The 22,238-nt window shown below is 62.2% G+C and carries 24 protein-coding genes, 1 tRNA gene and 1 other RNA gene; 8 read left to right on the plus strand and 18 right to left on the minus strand.

Features of this window, described 5'->3' with window-relative positions:
* Nucleotides 1-15 precede the first annotated feature (15 nt).
* Genes kdsB through ATO7_RS01205 form a run of 7 tightly spaced genes read right to left on the minus strand, consistent with a single transcriptional unit; the run spans nucleotide 16 to nucleotide 7,873 of the window.
* Nucleotides 16-768, minus strand: a complete 753-nt coding sequence (gene kdsB / locus ATO7_RS01175; protein WP_083559086.1) for a 3-deoxy-manno-octulosonate cytidylyltransferase — start codon at nucleotides 766-768, stop codon at nucleotides 16-18.
* Complete coding sequence (locus ATO7_RS01180) at nucleotides 765-962, minus strand: Trm112 family protein (protein WP_083559087.1); 198 nt, start codon at nucleotides 960-962, stop codon at nucleotides 765-767. The genes kdsB and ATO7_RS01180 overlap by 4 nt, the downstream gene beginning before the upstream one ends.
* A gap of 16 nt (nucleotides 963-978) precedes the next feature.
* Nucleotides 979-1,953, minus strand: coding sequence for a tetraacyldisaccharide 4'-kinase (gene lpxK / locus ATO7_RS01185; protein ID WP_158522978.1), 975 nt, complete (start codon nucleotides 1,951-1,953; stop codon nucleotides 979-981).
* The gene (gene msbA / locus ATO7_RS01190; RefSeq protein ID WP_083560958.1) at nucleotides 1,946-3,700 is read right to left on the minus strand and encodes a lipid A export permease/ATP-binding protein MsbA; all 1,755 of its coding nucleotides are present in this window, start codon (nucleotides 3,698-3,700) and stop codon (nucleotides 1,946-1,948) included. The genes lpxK and msbA overlap by 8 nt, the downstream gene beginning before the upstream one ends.
* Before the next feature lie 27 nt (nucleotides 3,701-3,727).
* A complete protein-coding gene (locus tag ATO7_RS01195; protein ID WP_083559088.1) occupies nucleotides 3,728-5,950 on the minus strand; it encodes a DNA internalization-related competence protein ComEC/Rec2 in 2,223 nt (740 codons plus the stop codon).
* A gap of 2 nt (nucleotides 5,951-5,952) precedes the next feature.
* Nucleotides 5,953-6,633 carry a lipoprotein-releasing ABC transporter ATP-binding protein LolD gene (lolD, locus tag ATO7_RS01200; RefSeq protein ID WP_083559089.1) on the minus strand — a complete coding sequence of 227 codons (681 nt, stop codon included), beginning with the start codon at nucleotides 6,631-6,633 and terminating at the stop codon, nucleotides 5,953-5,955.
* Nucleotides 6,626-7,873 (minus strand): lipoprotein-releasing ABC transporter permease subunit, encoded by a 1,248-nt coding sequence (locus ATO7_RS01205; RefSeq protein WP_083559090.1) that lies wholly within the window; start codon nucleotides 7,871-7,873, stop codon nucleotides 6,626-6,628. The genes lolD and ATO7_RS01205 overlap by 8 nt, the downstream gene beginning before the upstream one ends.
* A 96-nt stretch (nucleotides 7,874-7,969) precedes the next feature.
* On the opposite strand from ATO7_RS01205, the gene ATO7_RS01210 reads away from it, so the two are divergent.
* Nucleotides 7,970-8,332: a phosphodiesterase gene (locus ATO7_RS01210; protein WP_146680097.1), complete on the plus strand. Its 363-nt coding sequence runs from the start codon at nucleotides 7,970-7,972 to the stop codon at nucleotides 8,330-8,332.
* Nucleotides 8,333-8,335: 3 nt separating this feature from the next.
* Here ATO7_RS01210 and ATO7_RS01215 read toward each other — a convergent pair whose 3' ends face one another.
* Together ATO7_RS01215 and ATO7_RS01220 are read right to left on the minus strand one after the other, a co-directional pair.
* On the minus strand, nucleotides 8,336-9,025 hold the full coding sequence (locus ATO7_RS01215; RefSeq protein WP_083559091.1) for a glutathione S-transferase family protein: 690 nt from the start codon (nucleotides 9,023-9,025) through the stop codon (nucleotides 8,336-8,338).
* Nucleotides 9,022-9,657 (minus strand): glutathione S-transferase family protein, encoded by a 636-nt coding sequence (locus ATO7_RS01220; protein WP_083559092.1) that lies wholly within the window; start codon nucleotides 9,655-9,657, stop codon nucleotides 9,022-9,024. Before ATO7_RS01220 ends, ATO7_RS01215 begins: the two co-directional genes overlap by 4 nt.
* 140 nt (nucleotides 9,658-9,797) lie before the next feature.
* On the opposite strand from ATO7_RS01220, the gene ATO7_RS01225 reads away from it, so the two are divergent.
* Genes ATO7_RS01225 through ATO7_RS01235 form a run of 3 tightly spaced genes read left to right on the plus strand, consistent with a single transcriptional unit; the run spans nucleotide 9,798 to nucleotide 12,514 of the window.
* Entirely contained in the window at nucleotides 9,798-10,823 is a 1,026-nt protein-coding gene (locus tag ATO7_RS01225; protein ID WP_083559093.1) for an agmatine deiminase family protein, read from the plus strand.
* A complete protein-coding gene (locus ATO7_RS01230; protein WP_083559094.1) occupies nucleotides 10,820-11,716 on the plus strand; it encodes a carbon-nitrogen hydrolase in 897 nt (298 codons plus the stop codon). Before ATO7_RS01225 ends, ATO7_RS01230 begins: the two co-directional genes overlap by 4 nt.
* Nucleotides 11,717-11,722: 6 nt before the next feature.
* Nucleotides 11,723-12,514 carry a crotonase/enoyl-CoA hydratase family protein gene (locus ATO7_RS01235; RefSeq protein ID WP_083559095.1) on the plus strand — a complete coding sequence of 264 codons (792 nt, stop codon included), beginning with the start codon at nucleotides 11,723-11,725 and terminating at the stop codon, nucleotides 12,512-12,514.
* Here the strand turns inward: ATO7_RS01235 and ATO7_RS01240 are convergent.
* On the minus strand, nucleotides 12,511-13,761 hold the full coding sequence (locus ATO7_RS01240) for a hypothetical protein (protein ID WP_158522979.1): 1,251 nt from the start codon (nucleotides 13,759-13,761) through the stop codon (nucleotides 12,511-12,513). The two genes, ATO7_RS01235 and ATO7_RS01240, sit on opposite strands and share 4 nt — an antisense overlap.
* A 30-nt stretch (nucleotides 13,762-13,791) precedes the next feature.
* Here ATO7_RS01240 and ATO7_RS01245 point away from each other — a divergent pair, with 30 nt between their 5' ends.
* Together ATO7_RS01245 and ATO7_RS01250 are read left to right on the plus strand one after the other, a co-directional pair.
* Nucleotides 13,792-14,730: a GNAT family N-acetyltransferase gene (locus ATO7_RS01245; RefSeq protein ID WP_083559097.1), complete on the plus strand. Its 939-nt coding sequence runs from the start codon at nucleotides 13,792-13,794 to the stop codon at nucleotides 14,728-14,730.
* A 56-nt stretch (nucleotides 14,731-14,786) separates the two neighbouring features.
* On the plus strand, nucleotides 14,787-15,395 hold the full coding sequence (locus ATO7_RS01250; protein WP_083559098.1) for an HvfX family Cu-binding RiPP maturation protein: 609 nt from the start codon (nucleotides 14,787-14,789) through the stop codon (nucleotides 15,393-15,395).
* Here the strand turns inward: ATO7_RS01250 and ATO7_RS01255 are convergent.
* From ATO7_RS01255 to ffs, 5 genes are all read right to left on the minus strand, one after another.
* Nucleotides 15,382-16,191 (minus strand): crotonase/enoyl-CoA hydratase family protein, encoded by an 810-nt coding sequence (locus ATO7_RS01255; protein WP_083559099.1) that lies wholly within the window; start codon nucleotides 16,189-16,191, stop codon nucleotides 15,382-15,384. The genes ATO7_RS01250 and ATO7_RS01255 overlap by 14 nt on opposite strands.
* A 3-nt stretch (nucleotides 16,192-16,194) precedes the next feature.
* Entirely contained in the window at nucleotides 16,195-16,794 is a 600-nt protein-coding gene (recR, locus tag ATO7_RS01260) for a recombination mediator RecR (protein WP_083559100.1), read from the minus strand.
* Complete coding sequence (locus tag ATO7_RS01265) at nucleotides 16,791-17,120, minus strand: YbaB/EbfC family nucleoid-associated protein (RefSeq protein ID WP_083559101.1); 330 nt, start codon at nucleotides 17,118-17,120, stop codon at nucleotides 16,791-16,793. Before ATO7_RS01265 ends, recR begins: the two co-directional genes overlap by 4 nt.
* A gap of 38 nt (nucleotides 17,121-17,158) precedes the next feature.
* A complete protein-coding gene (dnaX, locus tag ATO7_RS01270; protein WP_083559102.1) occupies nucleotides 17,159-18,781 on the minus strand; it encodes a DNA polymerase III subunit gamma/tau in 1,623 nt (540 codons plus the stop codon).
* A 76-nt stretch (nucleotides 18,782-18,857) separates the two neighbouring features.
* Nucleotides 18,858-18,954: signal recognition particle sRNA small type (gene ffs, locus ATO7_RS01275), an RNA gene on the minus strand.
* A gap of 124 nt (nucleotides 18,955-19,078) precedes the next feature.
* Here ffs and ATO7_RS01280 point away from each other — a divergent pair.
* Both ATO7_RS01280 and ATO7_RS01285 read left to right on the plus strand, forming a co-directional pair.
* The gene (locus ATO7_RS01280; protein ID WP_083559103.1) at nucleotides 19,079-19,828 is read left to right on the plus strand and encodes an SDR family oxidoreductase; all 750 of its coding nucleotides are present in this window, start codon (nucleotides 19,079-19,081) and stop codon (nucleotides 19,826-19,828) included.
* Nucleotides 19,829-19,841: 13 nt separating this feature from the next.
* On the plus strand, nucleotides 19,842-21,035 hold the full coding sequence (locus ATO7_RS01285; RefSeq protein WP_083559104.1) for a GGDEF domain-containing protein: 1,194 nt from the start codon (nucleotides 19,842-19,844) through the stop codon (nucleotides 21,033-21,035).
* 11 nt (nucleotides 21,036-21,046) lie between these two features.
* On the opposite strand, the gene ATO7_RS01290 is transcribed toward ATO7_RS01285, so the two are convergent.
* The 3 genes from ATO7_RS01290 to secG form a co-directional block, all read right to left on the minus strand.
* Nucleotides 21,047-21,664: a class I SAM-dependent methyltransferase gene (locus ATO7_RS01290; protein ID WP_083560959.1), complete on the minus strand. Its 618-nt coding sequence runs from the start codon at nucleotides 21,662-21,664 to the stop codon at nucleotides 21,047-21,049.
* A gap of 95 nt (nucleotides 21,665-21,759) precedes the next feature.
* Nucleotides 21,760-21,844, minus strand: a tRNA-Leu gene (locus ATO7_RS01295).
* A gap of 15 nt (nucleotides 21,845-21,859) precedes the next feature.
* A complete protein-coding gene (secG, locus tag ATO7_RS01300) occupies nucleotides 21,860-22,228 on the minus strand; it encodes a preprotein translocase subunit SecG (protein WP_083559105.1) in 369 nt (122 codons plus the stop codon).
* Nucleotides 22,229-22,238 lie beyond the last annotated feature (10 nt).

The following is a 22,238-nucleotide window of genomic DNA, read 5'->3' on the forward strand; positions in this document are numbered from 1 at the left end:
CACCACCGCGTTGCTTCAGCCTTCGGCGTCGAGCGCTTGACGCACGCGCTCTAGATCCTCGGGCGTATCCACGCCTGCAGGCGGTGGTTCCTCGCACACGGTCACCGCGATACGCATGCCCAAACTAAGGGCACGCAACTGCTCCAGTGACTCACAGCGCTCGACATCCGCCTGAGCAGCTGCGCAATAGCGCCGCAATGCTGAGGTGCGATAGGCGTACAAACCAATATGCCGCAAGGCCTGCATGCCCTGCGGCAAAGCACGTTGCGGGCCTTGCGCCCGGTCCCAAGGAATCGGCGCGCGGCTGAAATACATGGCGTCGCCGGCGCGGTTGCACACCACCTTCACCGCGTTCGGATCAAAATACTCGCTGGCATTGTGGATGGGCGTAGCCAAAGTGGCCCAATCGGCGCCATCACTCAAGCCCTGCGCCACCGCATCAATCAGTGGTGCGGGCAAAAGCGGCTCATCACCCTGTAAGTTGACGATGACATCGTCATCATCCCAACCCTGCGCATCCGCAACTTCGAGGATGCGATCGCTGCCCGAGTGATGATCTTCACGGGTCAGCTGAACACGCGCAGGCCAATCCTGCGCCCGTGCCATAACGGTGTCGTTGTCGGTCGCGACCCAGACCTCGGCCGCCGCACTTTCGCGGGCACGCTCAACCACATGCTGCAACAGCGGTTTTCCAGCCAGATCCAGCAACACTTTGCCCGGCAGGCGGGTGGACTGCATCCGTGCCGGGATGACAACGCGAAAACTCACGGTGCAGTCGAAGTTGGCGAGGTATCAGTATCGTCCAATGAGCGTGCTTCCGACTCGATCATGACCGGGATGCCATCTTTCACCGGGTAAGCCAGTCGCGAGACCTTGCACACCAGTTCCTGTTTCTCCGGATCCCATTGCAACGGCGCCTTGCTCACCGGACAAACCAGAATATCGAGCAGTTTTTTATCCATGAATTCAGAACTTGTATTAAAGGGTTAAGGGCCGCGGTAAGCGCGCACGTATGATTTGCCAGGCCGCCGCGGGCATGTGCGCATCATACTCAACCGCCCATGTGCGTGAATCGCGAAAGGCCTGGCATTTCACCGCGTCCTTCTCCGTCATCAGAATGGGCAGATCGCCGTCCAGGCGCAGATCCCGGGCGTTAAAACGGTGATGATCCGAAAACGCATGGGCCGTAACCAAAAGCCCGGCCTGGGTCAGCGCATCGAAGAATTTGCCCGGATTGCCGATGCCGGCGATCGCATGCACCGCATTGAACTCGCTCACGGGGCGGCGCTGCCCGCTGAGCAGGTGGCGCGCCTGCCCCAGCTGTCCGACCACACCAAACTCACCCGCTACAGAGCTGCCGGTGACCAGCACCAGATCAGCTTCGTCAGCGCGTTCAGGCGGCTCACGCAACGGCCCGGCGGGCAGCAGCCAGCCATTGCCATGGCGACGTTGACCATCCACCACCACGATTTCGAAGTCGCGAGCCAAGGCGTAGTGCTGCAGACCGTCATCCGCGACAATGATATTGACGCCCTGCGTGGCCAGCAGACGCGCTGCCTGTGCCCGGCGCGCACCCACCACCACGGGGCACGCGGTGCGTTGCGCGATCAACACCGGCTCATCGCCAACCTGCTCCGGGTCTGACTGCGCCGACACCGGTGTGGCCTCACGCACACGCCCGCCGTAACCACGGCTGACCACCCCGGGACGCCAGCCCTCAGCCTTGAGGCGCTGAACCAGATCAATCACAACCGGGGTCTTGCCAACACCGCCAACACTGATATTGCCGACGATGATGACCGGCACCGACACACGCTGCTGTTTGAGCAGGCCGAGCTGGTAGGCTCGCCGACGCAAGCGGGACACCACGCCAAACAGCATGGCCAGTGGACGCAGCAGCACCTGCAACGGATGTTCGCCGTACCACAGCCGCGAAAGCAGCGGCTCACTCATCGTTGAATTGCATGTTGTACAGCGATGCGTAGTAACCGCCGCGCGCCAGCAGTTCTTCGTGACGACCGGTTTCCACAACACGCCCCGCATCCATCACCACAATCAAATCTGCGCCCTGAATGGTCGACAGACGATGTGCAATCACCAGCGTGGTACGCCCTTGCATCAACGTGGTCAGCGCCTGCTGAACGGCGCGCTCGGACTCGGTATCCAGCGCTGAGGTGGCCTCGTCGAGTATCAAAATGGGCGCCGGTTTAAGCAAGGCCCGCGCAATTGCCAATCGCTGGCGCTGGCCGCCCGACAACAGCACACCGTTTTGCCCCACACGGGTATCAAACCCCTGAGGTAAAGCTTCTATGAACTCCAGGGCATGCGCTGCGCGAGCCGCCTCGCGAACTTGCTCGAGGCTCGTATCGGCCAAGCCGCCGTAAGCAATGTTGCGCGCAATAGTGTCATTGAACAGCGTGATGTTCTGATCCACCAAAGCAAATTGGTGGCGCAGGTCCGTCAGGCGGAACTCACGGATATCCGCACCATCCAGCAACACTTGCCCCGCGCTCGCATCATAAAAGCGTGGCAACAGTGACAGCAGCGTACTCTTGCCGCTCCCGGAACGCCCAACGAAAGCCACCGTCTGACCAGGCTCAACATGCAGATTGATGTTCTCCAGAACCTGAGGACCTTGTTCGGTGTAGCGAAAATTCAAATCCTGAATTTCGATCCGCCCCTGAGCCTGCTGCAACGCGCGGTCACCGCCGGCCGGTTCAGGCGGCTCTTCTAGAAGCGCGAAAATACTGCTCGCCGCCGCGATCCCGCGCTGCAGCTTTTCGTTGACCGTGGTGAGATGCTTGAGAGGCTGAAGCAAGCTCATCATTGCACCAACAAACGCGACAAAAGTACCCGGCGTCATGCTGTCGATCATCGCCGGCGAAGTGGCGAAATAAACGATGGCCGCCACCGCCCAGGCCGCAATGAACTGAACCATCGCTGTACTGCCCGCCCGAGTGCTGACCAATTTCAGATGCTGACGACGATTGGTCTCATTGGCACTGGCGAAATGCGCGGCCTCGTAATCGGCACCGTCATACAGTTTGATCACGCGCTGACCACTGATCGCTTCCTCAGCGACGTGCGTGACATCACCCATCGAGTCCTGAATACGTGTGCTGATCTTGCGAAAACGCCGACTCACGTAGGTCACCAACAAGGCGATCAAGGGCCCGACCGCGAGGATAAAGCAGGTCAGGCGCCAGTCGAGGTAGAGCATCAGGCAAATCAGCCCGATCACGGTCAAACCGTCACGCACCACCGACGTCAGCGCATTGGTAGTGGACTCCGCCACCTGCTCGGTGTGATACGTCAGTTTGGCAATCAAATTGCCCGAACTGGATTGATCGAAAAATGCCACCGGCAAGCGCAGGTACTGGTCGAAAATCTGACTGCGTAGCGCCTTGATCACCTGACGCCCCACCCAGGCCATGCAATATGCCGACACGAACGCGGACACCCCACGCAGCAAGAACAGGCCAAGAATGACCCACGGCATGCGCGCGATGATCGCCGGATCCTTATCGACGAAACTGCCATCCAGCAACGGCCGCATCAAGGCGACAAAAGAAACATCCGCCGCGGCGAAACCTGCCATGCCCAGCAGGCTGAACAGAAACATGCGCCAGTGCGGCTTGGCGTACTCCAGCAGCCGCAGGTATACATCCATGCCGCTGCCGTCGGATTTGCGATCACTCATGCCGCGCATAATAGGCGATGGACGCCTCTACGGCGCGTTCTGCGCGGAAAAATCCCGCCACAGGCGGGGCCGCAACGCGCGCCAAGTGGCCACCTCGACCGCCTCACCGACCTCAATGCGCAAAGCTCCGGCATCGCCACTGACAAAGATTTCAGCGCCGCTGTTGCGATAGCGCTGGCGCACCACATCAGCAGGAAATCCCCATCGGTTCTGCCAACCGGCTGATGCCAGCGCAAGCTGCGGGGCAAGCTGTTGAACGAAGCGCTCAGTGGACGAACTGCGGCTGCCGTGGTGCGGCATCAGCACCACATCGGCGCGAAGATCCGGGTACGCATCCAGTATCACGTGCTCGGCAGCGGCCTCGATGTCGCCCGGCAGCAGAATCTGACGACCACCGGCCGTGCGCAGCAACAGAACGCAGGAACGGTTGTTGTCCGAAGTCGGGCCGCTGGGTGGATGCAAAATGGTGAACACCACCTCATCCCATTGCCACGTCTGACCGGCCTGACAGCGTGTGTGTGACGCGCTCCAGACACGCCGTGGGCGCAAGACCTCAATCAGCGCATCGGCACCACCTGCGTGATCGCTGTCCGGATGGCTGATCATCAGCGCGTCGAGCTGATCCACATCCAGCGCCTGCAAGGCAGGCAACACCAGTCTTTGCGCCGCGTTGAAACGACCCCATGCGGGCCCGGCGTCATACACAAGATCATGCTCGGCAGTCTGCACCAGCACGCTCTGGCCCTGCCCCACATCCCACACCCAAATGCGAACATCGCCGGGCGCTGGCCTGGCTGGTTGCAACGCCACCAACGGTAAAACCAAGGCAACACCCAGCACCTGCCCGCCGCGCCGTGGGCGTGTCCACAGCATCACGCCGAGGGTGGCCAACACCACGCTCCACAGCGCCGGCTGGGCCAGACTGGCATAGGCCGCAGGCCAGGACGCTGCGGTTTCAAGTGCTGCCCACATGAGGTCGAGTAGCTGCAGTGCCCAGTCCAGCGGGCGGTCCCAGCCACTGACCAGCTGTGTCACGCTGCTCAGTAGCAGCAGCGGCAGCAACACGCTGAACAGGGGCACCAGCAACAGGTTGACGGACGCACCCAACAGCGAAACCCCACCGAAAAACCAGGCACTGAGCGGCAACAGCAAAAACGCCAGCAGCACCTGGATGCCAAACAGTTGCCTGAGCCAGGATTGGTCAGCACGATAGTGCAGATAGGCGATGATCCCCCCTGCCGCCGTAAAAGACAGCCACAGCCCTGGCATCAGCACGCTCAGCGGATTGATGGCAACCACCACGACAAAGGCCAGCGCCAGCACATGCAGCGCCTGCCGCTGGCGCCCACCGAGCATCGCAAGAGCGGCGAACACGCACATGATCAGCGCCCGCTGCACGGGCAGCCCGAAGCCCGACACCCAGGCGTAGAGCAACGCCAGCATGACGGCGCCCAGCGCGCCCCATTCACGCCCGCGTGGCCACACATGCACGCCCACCAGCTTCCACAGCGCCAGGCCCAGCGCCCAGCCCAGGGCGGCGATCAAACCCAGGTGCAAACCGGAGATCGCAAACAGGTGGCTGGTGCCGGTGCGCCGCAAAATCTCCCAGTCGGCATCCGAGATATCGCGGCGATCACCCAGCATCAGCGCACGCAGCGTGGCGCTGGCTCGCGGGTGTTGCAAGGCATCCAGCTCGCTGACCCAGCGCTGCCGCCAATCCGGCGCGCGACGCCCGCACAGCTTTCCTTCGCGCACGCTGGCCTTGCCCGCGTAGGCTTCGCGAAACAGCCACGCTTCATAATCCAGGCCGCCCGGATTGGCATTGCCATGCGGCGCGCGCACACGCAAAGTCAGAATCCAGCAATCGCCGGCCTGCACCTGTGGCGCATCGCGATACCAGGCCACTCGCAGCAGGCCGGGCGCTTCGGCCTCCGGCGCAAATGCGAAATAGGCGTTACCGTCGCGCTGCTCGGGCTGACCCACGATATGGCCAGGCACGAGCAGATCCTGGGCCGGGCCCATGACACGTTGGGCCCAGGCCTGCTCGTAGGTCCACGCCATCCACATGCCGAGCACGCCGATAAGCAGCCACAACAGGGTCTGACGAGGCCAGATGAGCGCCGGTAGAAAAGCCAGCGCGGGCCATAACGGCGCCACAGGTTGATCGCGCATCAGCAGCAACGCCGCCCACGCCATGGCGGCAATGGCCAGCCCCGGCCAGGTCAGCTCGGTGACCCTGAGGCGCGACATGGTCAGAGCGCGAGCAAGCGTCCTTCGCGCAATTCCAGCTGACGATCGGCCCGCGCGGCCAGGCCGGTATCGTGCGTGACAATGACCAGACTGGTGCCCAGTTCCCGATTCAACTCGAGCATCAGCTCGAAAACACGCTGAGCATTTTGCGCGTCCAGATTGCCGGTCGGTTCATCGGCCAGCACGCACTTGGGCTGGCTGACCAGCGCCCGGGCAACCGCCGCGCGTTGACGCTCGCCGCCCGACAGCTCACCGGGCTTGTGATCCAGACGCTCGGCCAGACCGACCCGCGCCAGCATCTGCTCGGCCTGCTGCTCGGCCTGTGAGGCCGGCATGCGCCGCAGCAGCAAGGGCATCGCAACATTTTCCCGCGCGGTGAATTCGGGCAGCAGATGATGAAACTGATAGACGAAGCCCAGATGCTGATTGCGCATGCGCCCACGCGCCGCCTGGCCCAGCCCGCTGAAGGTCTGGCCGGCGACCCTGACCTCACCCGCGCTGGGCTCATCCAGACCACCGAGCAGCTGCAGCAGCGTGCTTTTCCCCGAGCCGGATTGCCCGACAATGGCGGTGACTTCGCCGGTTTCGATCCGCAGATCGACGCTGGAAATCACCTCCAGCGTGCGCCCGACATCATTGAATTGGCGCGACAATCCAACACATTCGATGACCGCATCACTCATAACGCAGTGCCTCCGCAGGCTCTACTCGGGCGGCCCGCCAAGCCGGATACAGGGTCGAAATCAGCCCCAGACCGAGTGACAGCAGACCAATCTTGATCACATCCGCCCAGACCAGATCCGACGGCAGATTGCTGATGTAATAGACATCATCGGCGAGCAGATCACGGCCCAGCCATGACTCGATCGCCGGCACCAGCGTTTCGATATTCAGGGCCAGCGCGATGCCTCCAGCCAGACCGATCAGGGTGCCGACCACGCCGATTAAGGTGCCGTTGACCATGAACACCGCCATGATGCTGCGCGGCGAAGCCCCCAGCGTTCGCAGGATTGCGATATCGGCCTGCTTGTCGGTCACCGCCATGACCAGGGTCGATACGATATTGAAGGCGGCAACCGCGACGATCAGGCTGAGGATGATGAACATCACCCGCTTCTCGGTCTGGATCGCGGCGAAGAAATTGCGGTGCTGCCGGGTCCAGTCGCTAACCTGATAAAACCCGGGCAGGCTGGCCTGCAGATCACGCGCCAGATAAGGCGCCTGATAGACGTCATCGAACTCCACCCGCAGACCGTTGACCGCATCACCCAGACGATACAGCGCCGCCGCATCGCGCCGGTGCATCAGCACCAGGCTGCGGTCGTATTCATACATGCCGATCTCGAACACCCCGACCACGCTGAAACGGCGGAAGCGCGGTGCCACGCCGGCTGGCGTCACATTGGCCGTGGGGATCATCAAATCCAGCGTATCGCCGGGTACCACGCCCATAGCCATGGCCAGGTGGCGACCGATCACCACGCTGAATTCGCCGGCCTGCAAATCCTCCAGTGCCCCCACCAGCATGTGCTGGCTGATCCGCGAAATCGCCGCTTCGGCAGCCGGCTCGATACCGCGCAGGAGCACACCGGACAGCTGCTGGCCACGTCGCACCATGCCCTCGCCTTCGATGAACGGGGCACTGCCGACTACATGTGGCGAGTCATCCACGATCTCGGCCAGTGCCTGCCAGTCGTGGATCGCACGTCCGGCCTGATTGATCACCGCGTGCGAGGTCATGCCCAGGATGCGCGCGCGCAGCTCATTTTCGAAGCCGTTCATCACCGAAAGCACGGTGATCAGCGCCGTCACGCCCAGAGCAATCCCCACGATCGAGGTCCCGGAAATGAAGGAAATGAAATGATTGCGGCGCTTTGCGCGGGTATAGCGCAGGCCGATAAAGAGTTCGAAGGGCTGTTTCATGGCGGCGTCAGTATACGCAAGCATGGGGATGCCACCGGCGGGATGCAGGCCTGCCGCGGGCACGCTAATATCGGGGTCTTGCTGGAGACTGTGACCATGACGCGCACCTTTTTACTCACTGGCCTGCTCGCCGCCATGCCTTTGCATGCTGAAGTGCTGACCCTGCCTGGCGGCCCTGTTCCGGAACAGCCCGCAGAGATGGCGCCGGATTATCAGCATCTGCCGGTCGACCGCAGCCATCTGCCGAGCACCGGCAGCAGCAAATCCGCGGTGCTCAATGCCTACGGCGAACCGGTCAGCATGTCCGGACCGGTTGGCGATCCACCGATCAGCCGCTGGGTTTACGGCGACTTCATCGTATTTTTCGAGTACGACCACGTGATCAATGCGGTCATCCCCGGCAAGCCACGGGAGATTTACAACCGCGACCAGCTGCGTGCCGGGGACCCCACCTACTAAGCCTTATTTTTCGACGATGTTGCGCGCGCCTTTGATGAATTCTTCGGCGCTTTTCTCGCTGCCCTCGTCGGTCAGGTCCGGCAGTTTGACCGGCACATCCTTGCCCTTGACGCAGGCCGGGCGGGCGTACATGGCGTCGATCCAGCGCTGAAGATTGTCCAGCCCCTCAACCGATGCGCCCGACCATTTGTGCGTGCGCACCCAGCACCAGTTGGCGATGTCCGCAATGGAATAATCATCGGCCAGCCATTTGGATTCACCCAATCGCTTGTCCAGCACCTCGAACAAGCGACGGCACTCGTTCTGGTAGCGGTCGATGGCCGGCTGAATTTTTTCCGGGAAATAGCGGTAGAACACATTGGCCTGGCCCATCATCGGGCCGACCCCGCCCATCTGAAACATCAACCACTGCAGCACGCGTGAACGCCCCTTGGCATCACTGGGCATCAGGCGGCCTGTTTTTTCGGCCAGGTAGATCAAGATGGCGCCCGACTCGAAGACCACGAAATCATCGTTGTCGGCATCGACGATCACCGGAATCTTGCCGTTGGGATTGAGCGCGCGAAATTCCGCCTTGTGCTGATCCCCGCCCATGATGTTGACCGGATGCACGCTGTACGGCAGCGCCAGCTCTTCCAGGCAGACCGAGGCTTTCCAGCCGTTGGGGGTGGGCGCGGTATACAGATGGATCATGCGCCGGCTCCGGCGCGCAAGGCCTGGGCACTGGGGCGCGCTGCGATGGTCTTGAGGTAGCGCACCACATGCGGATGTTCCTGTTCATCCGGTGCAATCTTGCTGATACGCCCGAAGCCCAGACCGATGTAAGCGGTGATGTCGGCCACGGTGAAGTCATCACCGAGCAGGAATTCGCGATCGGCCAGTTCCTTGTTCAGCACCTTGATGCGTTTGAGCGCAACCGTGCGCTGCAACTCGGCAAAGTCATTGACCTGGATCGGCTCCAGCGCCTTGGCCGCCGGGTGGCCATGACGAAAGGTCATGGCGATCGGCATCATCAGTTCCAGTTCCATGATGCGCTGATACATCTCGACCTGAGCGCGCTGCACCGGTGTGGCACCAAACAGCGGCGGTTGCGGATGCAGCTCTTCGATATAACGACAGATGGCGATGCTTTCACGGATCACCGTGCCATCATCCAGCACCAGCGCCGGCACCTTGCGATTGGGTGCAATCGACTTGTATTCCTCGGCGTGGTGCTCGCCTTTCATCAACTCGATCTGGCGGAACGGAATCTCCACCCCTTTCTCATGCAGATACATTTCAACCCGGTCTGAGTTGGGGGCCATCTTGGAACCGTAAAGCAGCATCTTTGTCTCCTGGCGGGTGAAGCCCGATCCGATCAGGCAGGCTCACGTGTGGTCAATTATGATGCGCGGCATCCGCGTCCACGGTTGCGCGTGCGCTGACCTTTATACACCGCCCCACCGCTTATTAACACAGTGTAAAAATGACTCGACTGCCTGCTGAATGGGAAGCGCAATCCGCGATTCTGCTGACCTGGCCCAATCCGGATGGCGACTTTGCCGCCTCACCGGACGCGTTTGACCAGGTTTGCCGTTGCTTCGAACAATTGACCCTGAGCATCGCGCGCTATCAGCCGGTGCGCATCAGCGTCGGCAGCGACAGCGAGCACACCCGCCTCAAGAGCTGGCTAGCCGCCCAATCGCTGGCTCACGCGGTGACCCTCTACCGCCTGCCGAGCAACGATGTGTGGGCCCGTGATCACAGCCCCATTGGGGTGTACCGGGATGGCCAAACGCAGTTGCTGAAGTTCGGCTTTGACGGCTGGGGCGGCAAGTATCCGGCCGATAAGGACAACGCGCTGGCGCCGCAGCTGGCAGCGCAGGGTGCTTTTGGCAACACCCCGCTTGTGCCTGTCGATCTGGTCCTGGAAGGGGGCGCCATCGACAGCGACGGTCAGGGCACCCTGCTGGCCACACGCAGCAGCGTGCTGGACCCGCGGCGCAATCCCGCGCGTTCGGTTCAGGACATCGAGCAATGCCTGCTTGAGGCCTTCGGCCTGCAGCGCATCCTGTGGCTCGACCATGGCGCCCTGCAAGGTGACGACACCGATGGTCACATCGACACCCTGGCGCGCTTCGTCAGCGCCGACAGCATCGTTTATCAGGCCGCCGGCGACGCCGATGATGTCAACCGCGAAGAGCTGGAACGGATGGCCGACGAACTGCGCGCCCTGCGCACCCTGGACGGTCGGCCCTACCGCCTGATCGCGCTGCCCTGGGCCGGCGTTCACCGCAATGAGGACGGCGATGATCTGCCCGCCAGCTACGCCAATTTTCTGATCCTGAACGGCGCCGTCCTGATGCCCACCTACGGCAGCCCGGCCGACGCCGTCGCCCTGGACGCGCTGCGCGGCGCGCTGCCTGAGCACGACATCGTCGGAGTCGATTGCCAGGCCCTGATCCGGCAATATGGCAGCCTGCACTGTGTCACCATGAATTTGCCCGCATGAGTTCCCGAATCCTCAAAACTGGTCTGGTCCAGCAAAGCTGCGGCGACAGCCGCGACGACAATCTCGCCACCAGCGTGGCCGCGATTCGCGCGCTGGCCGCCGAAGGTGCGGAACTGGTGGTGTTGCAGGAGCTGCACACCAGCCGCTACTTCTGCCAGATCGAAGATCCGGCCCTGTTCGATCTCGCCGAGCCCATTCCCGGCCCCAGCTGCGACACCCTGTCCGCCGTGGCCCGTGAGTGCAATGTGGTGCTACTGGCCTCGCTGTTCGAACGCCGCGCGCCGGGACTGGCGCACAACACTGCGGTGGTGTTCGAACGAGATGGCCAACTGCTCGGGCGTTATCGAAAAATGCACATCCCCGACGATCCGGGCTACTACGAAAAATTCTATTTCACGCCGGGCGATCTGGGCTTCAAACCGATCGACACCAGCGTTGGCCGCCTCGGCGTGCTGGTGTGCTGGGACCAGTGGTTTCCGGAAGGTGCACGCCTGATGGCCCTAGCCGGGGCCGATGTGCTGATCTACCCCACCGCGATCGGCTGGGACCCCAACGACAGCGCCGAAGAACAGGCGCGTCAGCGTGACGCCTGGATCACCGTGCAACGCGGCCACGCGGTGGCCAACGGCCTGCCGGTCATCGCCTGCAACCGGGTTGGCCATGAGCCGGATCCGGCCGGCGGCCCCGGTGCCCAGTTCTGGGGTTCAAGTTTCGTGTGCGGACCGCAAGGCGAATTTTTGGCCCGTGCCGACGGCGACGCCACGAACCTGCGCGTTGACATCGATCTCGGCCGGGCCGAGAGTGTGCGCCGCATCTGGCCGTTCCTGCGCGACCGGCGCATCGATGCCTACGCTGGCCTGACACAGCGCTATCTCGACCATCAACAGGATTGAATCCGCATGAGTGATCGCATCACCTACACCCTCAACGACGGCGTGGCCGACGTGCGCTTCACCCGTGGCGAGCGCCACAATGCGCTGGACGCGCAGCAGATGCAGGCGGTGTACGAAACCGGTGCCGAACTGGCCGCACGCAAGGACGTGCGCGCCGTGGTCTTGTCCGGCGAAGGGCCGAGTTTCTGCTCTGGCCTGGATTTCCCCAGTTTCCAGCAACCCGGACAGAGCCTGAGCAGCGCGTTCGAAGTTGAAGACGGCCAAACCGCCAATCGCGCTCAACGCGTGGCCACCGTGTGGCGCGACATCCCGGTCCCGGTGATCGCGGCGCTGCACGGCGCCGCCTTCGGTGGCGGTTTTCAGATCGCGATGGGGGCCGATCTGCGCATCGCCACGCCGCAGACCCGTTTGTGCATCATGGAGATCGACTACGGCTTGATTCCCGACATGGGCATCTCGCAGACGCTGCCGCCGTTGCTGCCCTATGACGTTGCACTGGAATTGACCCTGAGCGGACGTCAGATTGAGGCTGCTGAAGCCCTGCAGCTGGGCCTGATCACGCGGGTGGCCGAAGATGCCCACAGCGCCGCACTCGATCTCGCCAGGCAGTTCGCCGCGCGCTCACCCGATGCGGTGCGCGGCACCAAGGCGTTGTACCTCAAAAGCTGGCCGCAGCAGCCGCAATGGCTTCAGTTGGAAGCCGAATTGCAGCAAGCCATTGTCGCGCGCAGCAATTTTGCCGAAGCGGTCAGCGCCAAAATGCAAAAGCGCGCGGCTCGCTTCGAAGACGTCAGCTAGCGCACTTCGTCGCGGGCAATGACCTGCTCACCCGCGTCAACATGCCAGGCTTTGGACGGATTGTCGGGGTCCAGATTGCCATTCCAGGTGATACCCCGGGTCAGGCTTTTCGGCGGACCGTAGCTGTCCAGAAACGCACTGATCGGGGCATCCGGCAGGATGCGTTCGCCGACCAGACGAACCCGCTCGATCACGTGCGGGTCGGTGATGCGCCGGCGCTGCCCCCAGTCCACAATGTGCGGCTCGCCTTCGGCTGGTCGTGGCGCCACCGCAACATCGCGTTCGACGCCGAAGTTCATGGCCATCATGAGTTCTTCAAAAAGCATCGCCACATCTTCGAAGCGGCTGGCATAGGCGTAATCATCATTGGCCCCGTCCGGAGCAAACTGCGCCGAGATATCTTCTGCGCGCAAAGCCAGTTGCGCATCGCTGGGGGTCTGGCCAAAGAAATTCACTGCCGCCAGATCAAACAGCAACTGTGCATTCAGCGGCTGACTCCCCTGCAAGGCCTGTGACAGCTGCAACCCCTGATTTTCGATGTAGCGGGTCGCGTCCAGCACGGTCCAGGTCGGGTTAAACCCGCCCATACGGTCGGGCGGCAGGAAATCTGCCGCATGGGCCAGTTCGTGATATAGCAGTCGTGCGGTGGGCAGGACGATGTCGTCGAGCGTACGCTCGGATTCATCACTGAGGCTGTAGCCGTACCAGGCATAAGTGTTGTTGAACACGTAGCGGTTGATCACCCGATAGGCCAGGCCCGAGCCAAAACCACTGCGATAATCCGGCGCCGGATCGATGGTGCGTTTCTCCTCGACCGTGAGCCACAGCCCCGCCGGATCAAGATAGATCGCGCCGGTCAGACTCCAGTAGAACGAGGGCCGAACATCAGAGCCGATAATGATCGCCGTCACGCTGCGCATCATGCTCAGGATGTCGCTCGGCAGCACATCCAGCAATTCAGAAAAACGCTGCGCCATCCACGGATGGGTGGTGGCCACCCGCGCCATCACCGCCGCCTTGTCCGGCGACGGGCTGCTCATACCCAGCAGTGGAAGCTGGCTCAGACGACAGCTGCGCTGATCACCGGATTCCCGTGCACAAGGCGCCAGCATGGCCGCGTAGGGACTGTCCGGATTGGCCGCATACACCGGCGCAACCTCGGCCCCTCCACCATCGCTGCAAGCGGCAACAAACAACACGCTCAACAGGGCGATAGAGACGCGGCGCATGATGTTCTCGACTAGCATGTTCACTCTCTCAGTATAGGCCGCCCACTAATGCCACGCCCGCTGTCAAAAATTCGTTTGCTGCGCCCTGCCAGCACGCCCGACTGGCAGGCCTATCAGGCCCTGCGCTGGGCCATATTGCGCGCGCCGTGGTTGCCTGGGCAATCGCCTCAGATCGAACCCCAGGGCGCCGCCGCCGACGTCGATCATGTGATCGCCAAGAATGACACCAACGAGGTGGTGGGCTGTGGTCGCATCCACTGGCTGGGGCAAGGCCGCGCCCAAATTCGCGCCATGGCCGTGGCCACCGCCTATCAGGGCAGCGGGCTGGGCCGTATGATCATGCAGCATCTTGAGACCCTGGCACGCGGACGCGGGGTGGACATGCTGATCCTGCAAGCGCGTGAGCATTCGATTGCGTTCTATCAGCGTTGCGGCTTTCAGGTCACCGGACCGGGCGAAACACTGTTCGGCACGATTGACCACCAGTGGATGAGCAAAGCCCTGGACTGTCATGACTTCAGCGGCTTCGAACTGAAGCGTCGCGCGGCCACCGACAGCGATGCGACGCTGCTCGCGGACTTCGTATTTGAGATACTCGCAAGCTACGGCCTGGCCCCGGAACGCGATGGCATCGACCGCGATCTGGAACGCCCGGCAAGCCACTACGCAGGCGGCTTCTTTGACCTGCTGTTCGACCACGACAACACCCTGGCCGCAAGCTGTGCGCTGCTGTCGCAAGGCGACGGCCAGGCCGAGCTGCGGCGCATGTATCTGGCTCCGGCATGGCGCGGGCGCGGACTGGGCCGGGCCTGTCTGGGGCATGCCCTGGCCTGGGCACGCACTCATGGCTTTGACACGATCAGTCTGGAAACCGCCAGCGTGCTGACCGAGGCGCGGGCGCTGTATCAGTGGGCCGGTTTTACTCCACAGCCCGGCCACATGGCCGCGCAGCGCTGCGACCTGCGCCTGGTTCTGAGTAACGCCTGAAAGCGAACCTGCACTAGGCAGGTCTAGATCGTTACACCCACCGCCACGGCCACCTCATGCTCACCCTGCCCCTGCGCCTGCAAACCCTGCTCGACAAAACCCGTACATTGGATTTTCTCGCCCCACTGGCCCTGCGCCTTTACCTGGTGCCGGTGATGTGGATGGCCGGGATGAGCAAGCTGCAGCATTTCGACGATACCGTGGCCTGGTTTGGCAACCCGGATTGGGGGCTTGGCCTGCCCTTTCCGGCGCTGATGACCGCCCTGGCGATCTTCGCCGAACTGGGCGGCGCCGTGTGTCTACTGCTAGGCCTGTTCACCCGCTGGATGGCCATTCCATTGATGATCACCATGGCGGTCGCCGCCACCACCGTGCATGCCGAGTATGGCTGGCAGGCCATTGCCGACCCGAGCGCACCGTTCGCCAACGAACGGGTTGAAGCCTCCGCCGAAAAGCTCGAGCGCGCACGCGATATCCTGCGCACCCACGGCAATTACGACTGGCTCACATCCAGCGGCAAACTGGTGGTGCTCAACAACGGGATCGAATTTGCCGTGACCTATCTGATCATGCTGCTGAGTCTGTTCTTCACCGGCGCGGGCCGCTATGTCAGCCTTGACTACTGGCTGCGCCGCCGCTTCATGGGGCCGGCTACAGCGACTTGATGCGCCGCCGCGCGAATGGCTTGTCGGAGCCGGCCAGGTTGCGTTTGACCGCGATGCGCTGATTGTCACCAACCAGCAGGCGCCGCTGCCAGCGGCGTTCCGCGGCCAGCGCCTTATCGTCATCAGCCTGCCAGGTTTCGTGCAGCAGGCCCTTGGCCGCCGCCACGGCATCGGGTGAACGCTGCGCAATCTGGCCGAGCAGATCCCGCGCGGCCTGTTCCGGCTCGTCGGTCAGCTCGGTGACCAGATTCCAGGCTCTGGCCTGCTCGCCTGAGAAGACCTCAGCCGTCATGACCAGGCGCTTGGCCAGATCGATAGGAATCAACTCACGCAGGGTGATCATGCCGCTCATGTCCGGAATCAGGCCCCACTTGGCCTCCATCAGAGAAAACTCCGCATCGGCCCGGGCGAAACGAAAATCGGCGCCCAGCGCCAGCTGAATCCCACCGCCAAAACAATGCCCATGGATCGCCGCTGCGACCGGCACCGGCAACTGACGCCAGCCGATGCAAGCCTGCTGAAACAGGTTCGCATCGCGACCGCCGGGCTGGAAAAAGGCCTGCACGATCCGCGCCGGCGTCTTGCCAAAGGCGGCAAAGTCCAAGCCGGCGCAGAACGATGCACCATGACCGCGGATGATCACTCCGCGCAAGCCAGCGGTCTTGCCCAGCTGCTTTTGCGCATCAATCCAGGCCCTGAGCATGGGCCAGTCAATCGCATTGCGTTTGTCCGGGCGGTTCAGGCTGACCGTGGCAATACCCTGATCATCGATTTCTATATCCAGCCGATCACTCATCACTTATTCCACCTGACGACGGCCGCTCAGCGCATGAGCCAGCGTGCCACCATCGACATATTCCAATTCCCCGCCCACCGGCACACCATGAGCAATCCGGGTTACCGCGATGCCGGCGGCACGCGCCAGCTCCGCAATGTAATGAGCGGTCGCCTCACCTTCCACGGTCGGGTTGGTGGCCACAATCACTTCCTGCACCGCGGCATCAGCCATGCGCTCGGCCAGCCGGGCCAGCCCCAGCTCCTCCGGACCGATACCGTCCAGCGGGGACAAGCGCCCCAGCAGCACGAAGTAGCGTCCGCGATAATCGGTATGACTCTCCAGGGCGGCCACATCTGCGGGGCTTTCAACCACGCACAGCAGTGCATCGTCACGCTTGTCGGAGGCACAGATCGGGCACAGGTCGCCCTGACTGAACATGCGGCAATCGCGGCAGTGCCCAAGCTCGTCCAGGGCCTGATCCAGCGAGCGAGCCAGCTGGCGCGCCCCGTCCCTTTCGCGTTGCAGCAGCTGGAAGGCCATCCGTTGAGCAGTTTTCTGACCCACCCCGGGCAAGCAGCGCAACGCCGCCATCAGCGCCTCTAGCGCTGGCGGGTAAATCACTGCCCGAACGGAAGATTCATGCCCGGCGGCAGATTCAGTCCACCGGTCACTTCAGCCATCTTTTCTTTCTGGGTCCGCTCCAGCTTATGGCTGGCATCGGTAATCGCCGCCGCGATCAAATCTTCGAGCAGATCTTTGTCGTCACCCAGCAAATCCGGATCCAGCTCGACACGGCGTGCCTCATGCTTGCCGTTGAGCGTGACCTTGACCATGCCTCCACCGGCTTCGCCGATGACTTCCAGTTTGGCGATCTCATCCTGCATGGCCTGCATCTTGGCCTGCATCTGTTGCGCCTGCTGCATCAGGTTGCCCAGAGCACCTTTCATAGCTGTCCTCGTCTTGTGCCGCGCACCGCGGCTACTGATCAATGTATGGCGTTGTCGCCCGGCGCATCGCTGTGCATGCGAAAGCTGCCGGGCTGAATTTCCGCATCGAACATGTCGATGGCTTTTTGAACCGACGGCAGGGCGAGAAATTTCTCTTCCGGACTGCGCGCGATGTCCTCGACGGACTCACCACTGTCGGTTTTGGCGGGGCGTTCAAACTTGACCACCAGGTCGGGGCGTGAGAAATGTTGGCGCAGCGCCTCACGCATGCGCGTTTCCACGCTGGCCGTGCACAGCGCCTGAACCTGTGGACTGACCTCCAGGGTGAGTTGCTGCTCCTCCTGGCCGGCAATGCGACAGCCCTGCGCTACTACCTCGGTCGAACCGCTGAAATCGAGCTGTTTGATCAGCGTATTCCACTGCACGCCATCCAGGCTGGGAGCCGGCTGTGCCGCCGGCGCAGGCTGTGGTGCAGCCGTTGCGCGGGCTTGCACCGGCGCCGCGGTCGCGGGCTTGGCTGCGGCGGCCACGCTGGCACGGGGCGCTGCACCACCGGCAGGTGCAGCACCTGCGGCAGGCCCTTGATCGGGTAGAAAGGCCAGCGTGCGCAACACGGTCATTTCAAAACCGCTGCGTGGATCAGGCGCCCAGTCCAGGTCACGTCGGGCATTGACCGCAATCTGATAGAACACTTGCAGATCGGCGGCACTGAAACGTTCCAGCAAAGGCCCCAAATCGGCCTGTTCGAGCTCGTCCAGCGCCTCCGGAACCTGCTGCCCTACCGCCAGGCGCTGCCACAGGCGGCAGAATTCCTCCAGAACTTCGGCGAAATCCAGGCCCTGCTCGGCAATGTGCTCGATGGCCTGCCACGCCACCGCACTGTCCTGATCGGCTATGGCGCTGGCCAGTGCCAGCAAATCACGCCGTTCAATGCTGCCCAGCATGTCGCGCACGCTGTCATCCGTGACCTGGCCGCCACCAAAAGCAATCGCCTGATCAAGCAGGCTCAGGCCATCACGCAAGCTGCCGTCTGCAGCACGGGCCAGACGGCGCAGGCCATCATCTTCGGCCTGAATGTTCTCTTCGCCCAGAATGAAACGCATGCGCTGCGCAATGTCGTCCACCGAAATCCGCTTAAGGTGGAACTGCAAACAGCGTGACAAGATGGTGATCGGCAGCTTCTGCGGGTCGGTCGTGGCAAACAGAAACTGCACATGCCCGGGCGGTTCTTCCAGGGTCTTCAGCAAGGCATTGAACGAGTGCTTGCTGAGCATGTGCACCTCGTCAATCAGGTAGACCTTGAAACGCCCGCGCGCCGGCGCATACGGCACGTTGTCGAGTAGCTCGCGGGTGTCTTCGACCTTGGTGCGCGAAGCTGCGTCGATCTCGATCAGATCAACGAAGCGCCCTTCCTCAATCTCGCGACAGGCGCTGCACTCGCCACACGGCGTTGCAGTGACACCGGTTTCGCAGTTGAGGCTGCGCGAAATAATGCGCGCCAGTGTGGTTTTGCCCACCCCACGCGTGCCGGAAAACAGCAAGGCCGGGTGCAGGTGACCCTGCCCCAGGGCATTTTCCAATGCCGTGCGGACGTGGCTCTGTCCAACCAGTTCGGAGAAGTTACGCGGCCGCCATTTGCGGGCCAGGGCGAGATAGCTCATAGCGCTATCTTAGCCGGTCTACCGCGCCAAGACACGGGCAAGGTGACGGCGCTACGCGCAAGAATTTGGAGGTGTCCCGTGCCAGCCACATCCCGGCGCCCAAACCTGCTGCTACCGTTGCTCCCTTCCGGGCCTGGCGGGGTTTACAGAGATCTGCCGCGAGAGGACCGGCACGGTCCACCATAGAGCCCGCACACGCTAGCGGCGCGTCCGGGGCGCGGGATTGTAACAGTTTGGATTTTATTCGCACGCCCAATCCGTTTAGCATGCCAACAATTCCTTTGATTCCATTACAACATGACTCGCAAACGCATACTGATCACCGGGGCCAGCGCCGGTCTTGGGCTAGGCATGGCCAAGCGCTTTGCCGCCATGGGCCGCGATCTCGCACTGTGTGCCCGGCGCCTGGACGCGCTGGAAAGCGCACGCGACGAGCTGCTCGCCATCAACCCCGACATCAAGGTCAGCCTGCGCGCACTGGACGTGAATGACCACGCCCAGGTGTTTGAGGTGTTTCGCGCGTTTCAAAACGAATTTGGCGAACTCGACCGGATCATCGTGAATGCCGGCATTGGCAACGGCGCCCCCATTGGCACCGGTGGCTTCCAGCACAATCTGGCCACCGCACAGACCAATTTTTGCGCGGCGCTGGCCCAATGCGAAGCCGCGGTGGAAATTTTCCGCGCGCAGAATCATGGCCATCTGGTCACGCTTTCTTCGATGAGCGCATGGCGCGGCCTGAAAGGCTCGATTGCAACCTACGCCGCCACCAAAGCCGGCCTGGCGAATCTGAGCGAAGGCATCCGCATCGATCTGCTGGACACCCCGATCAAGGTCACCACTCTGTTCCCCGGCTACATCCTGACCGACATCAATCGCGACTTTAAGAATGCACCGTTCCGGGTGGATCTTGAGACCGGCTGCAAGGCCTTGGTCAAAGCGATTGAGTCGGAAACCGCCGAAGCCTGTGTTCCCTCCTGGCCATGGACGGCTATGAAGCGCGTCATGCTGGCAGCTCCGCTGTCGATGCTGGCGAAGCTGTCCTAATCTGGGCACCGCCATGAACTCACCCACCACGCTGGGTTTGTTCCGCAGACAACTTGATAAGGGCTTTCGCTCTCTGCGCTTCACGCCCACGCTGGAGGTGGCGTTCGTCAATGACCACCAGCGCCGTCGGCTGGCTTTTACCCGCACCGGGATGCTGCTGGCCGCGGTCTTCTACACCGCTTTCATCATCATCAATGTGAGCTTCGGTGATGGCGCCATCTGGACGCCCATCGCCATCTTCCGAGGCTGCGCCATTCTTAGCGTGTTGCTGATGATGCATGTCATCAGCATCGTCCCGGAAAGCTGGCGAGACGGCTTGATCATCTCGTTCTACATCGCCTTCGCCCTGGTTCTGACCACAATCGACATCCAGGTCGCAAAAAGCGGCGGCGTTCAGCATTACGAAGGCATGATTTTTGCCATTTTCCACTGCTGCTTGTTTAGCGGCCTGTTGCTACGCCCATGTATTTCAGTCATTGCGGCAATGGTTTCGACCTACGTTGGGATCAGCCTGCTGTTTGAATTGCCCGGCGATCGTCTGGGCTTTCAGGCCCTGTTTCTGGTGCTTGCCGCGATGATGGGTGCCGTCGGCGTCTATCTCACCGAGCACCGCGAGCGCGACAACTTTCTGCGCCGGCAAATGATGTCGATCGGGGCCAATTTTGATGAACTGACCGGGCTTGCCAGTCGTGCCGCATTCGACCGCTACCTGCGTCAGTACCTGCGCCAGGCCGCCCTGCATGACAGCGAGATGGAAGCCTTGATCCTGGTCGACATCGACCATTTCAAGCAACTCAACGACACACGTGGCCACGACACCGGCGACAAATGCCTGCGCCTGATTGCCGATATGCTGGGCAGCACCATCAACGGTGATCCGGAAGCCGTCGCACGCTGGGGCGGCGACGAGCTGATTGCGGTGATGCCGGTCGACAGCGCGGTGCAACTTGAAGCTGAGCTCAACGACCTGCGCGATCAAATCAATCATTTGCACATGAGCAACCCCGGCGCACCGCGCGGCATACTCACAGTGAGCATCGGCGCTCTGCTGATTCAGCCGGCCCAGCGCATGGAAGAAAAGCTGCTGTTCCGGCAAACCGATGCTGCGCTGTATGCCGCCAAGGAAGGCGGCCGCGACCAGGTGGTTATTCGCCACGCCGAAGCCTCATGGAACATACAAACCTTACCGGGGCGGCGCAGCGCCTGAACGTGCGCTGACTACGCGCGGCGTGCGTGGCCCCAGGTATTGAAGGTCATGGCTTTGGGCCCGGGCAGATACATGCTCTGCAGCGAATCCACCACAAAGCCTGCGTGCGCAATAAGTTCGGGGATGTCTCGATTGAGATTGCAGCCACCCGTAAGCGGCTTCCACCACGGATTCAGACGATTCTGCCAACGACGGATGTGCGCATCCGGTGCTCGCCCGTGCTCGCAGAACAGCAACTCGCCATGTGGGGCGAGCACCCGGTACATCTCGCGTAACGCCTGCGCCGGGTCTGGAATGGTGCACAAGGTATAGGTGCAGACGATGGTGTCGAATTGACCATCGCAGGCCGGAATCTCCTCAGCCGGTAGCGGTAGCAAACTCACCTCCAGGCCGGCTTTGCGCATCCGCCGCCGGGCCAGCCCATGCATTTCCAGGGCCGGGTCCAGCCCCCACAACTCATCCAGTTTTTCAAGATCGTAATGGCGCAGGTTGAGACCCGTGCCAATGCCGATTTCGAGAATTTTGCCGCGTGCCTTGGGCACCAGCTTGGCGCGCTGGCGATGGATGGGCTTCAAACCGCATGCCATATCGATGAGATGCGGCAGGATGTATTTGTCATAAAAGCTCATGCAGCCCTCCTCCATGCTCCTGGTCCTGTGCGCCGGAGTCTACCCGAGCCGCGCGCACAAAAAAGCCCGAACTGCAAAGCAGTCCGGGCTGATGATGGTGCCGACGATGAGACTCGAACTCATACGGCTTTCGCCACTACCCCCTCAAGATAGCGTGTCTACCAATTCCACCACGTCGGCAATTTTATTGAGCGCTTATTCCTCGGAAGGCGGCAGCGGCTGGGTCTCGACCTGCAACGGCGAACTCGGCTGGGCCGGTGCCTCAGCCGGAACCGCCGGCTGGCTGGTGTCTGGCTCGCCCAGCCCGGTCGTCAAGCTCTGACGCTCTGCTGAACCACGCGCCACCAGAATTGCGAGAACCAGGCTGGTGACAAAGAACAGGGCGGCCAGCATGGCTGTGCCACGGCTCAGAAACGTTGCGGCACCACGGGCGCCAAACACCGTGCCTGATGCGCCACTGCCGAAGGCAGCACCTGCATCCGCACCTTTGCCGTGCTGCATCAGGATCAGCCCAACCAGGCCAATCGCCAGCACCACCTGAACCACTACCAAAACTGTGTACATAAGTCGCTAC

Origin of the sequence: Oceanococcus atlanticus, assembly GCF_002088235.1 — a bacterium.
Lineage (GTDB): Bacteria > Pseudomonadota > Gammaproteobacteria > Nevskiales > Oceanococcaceae > Oceanococcus > Oceanococcus atlanticus.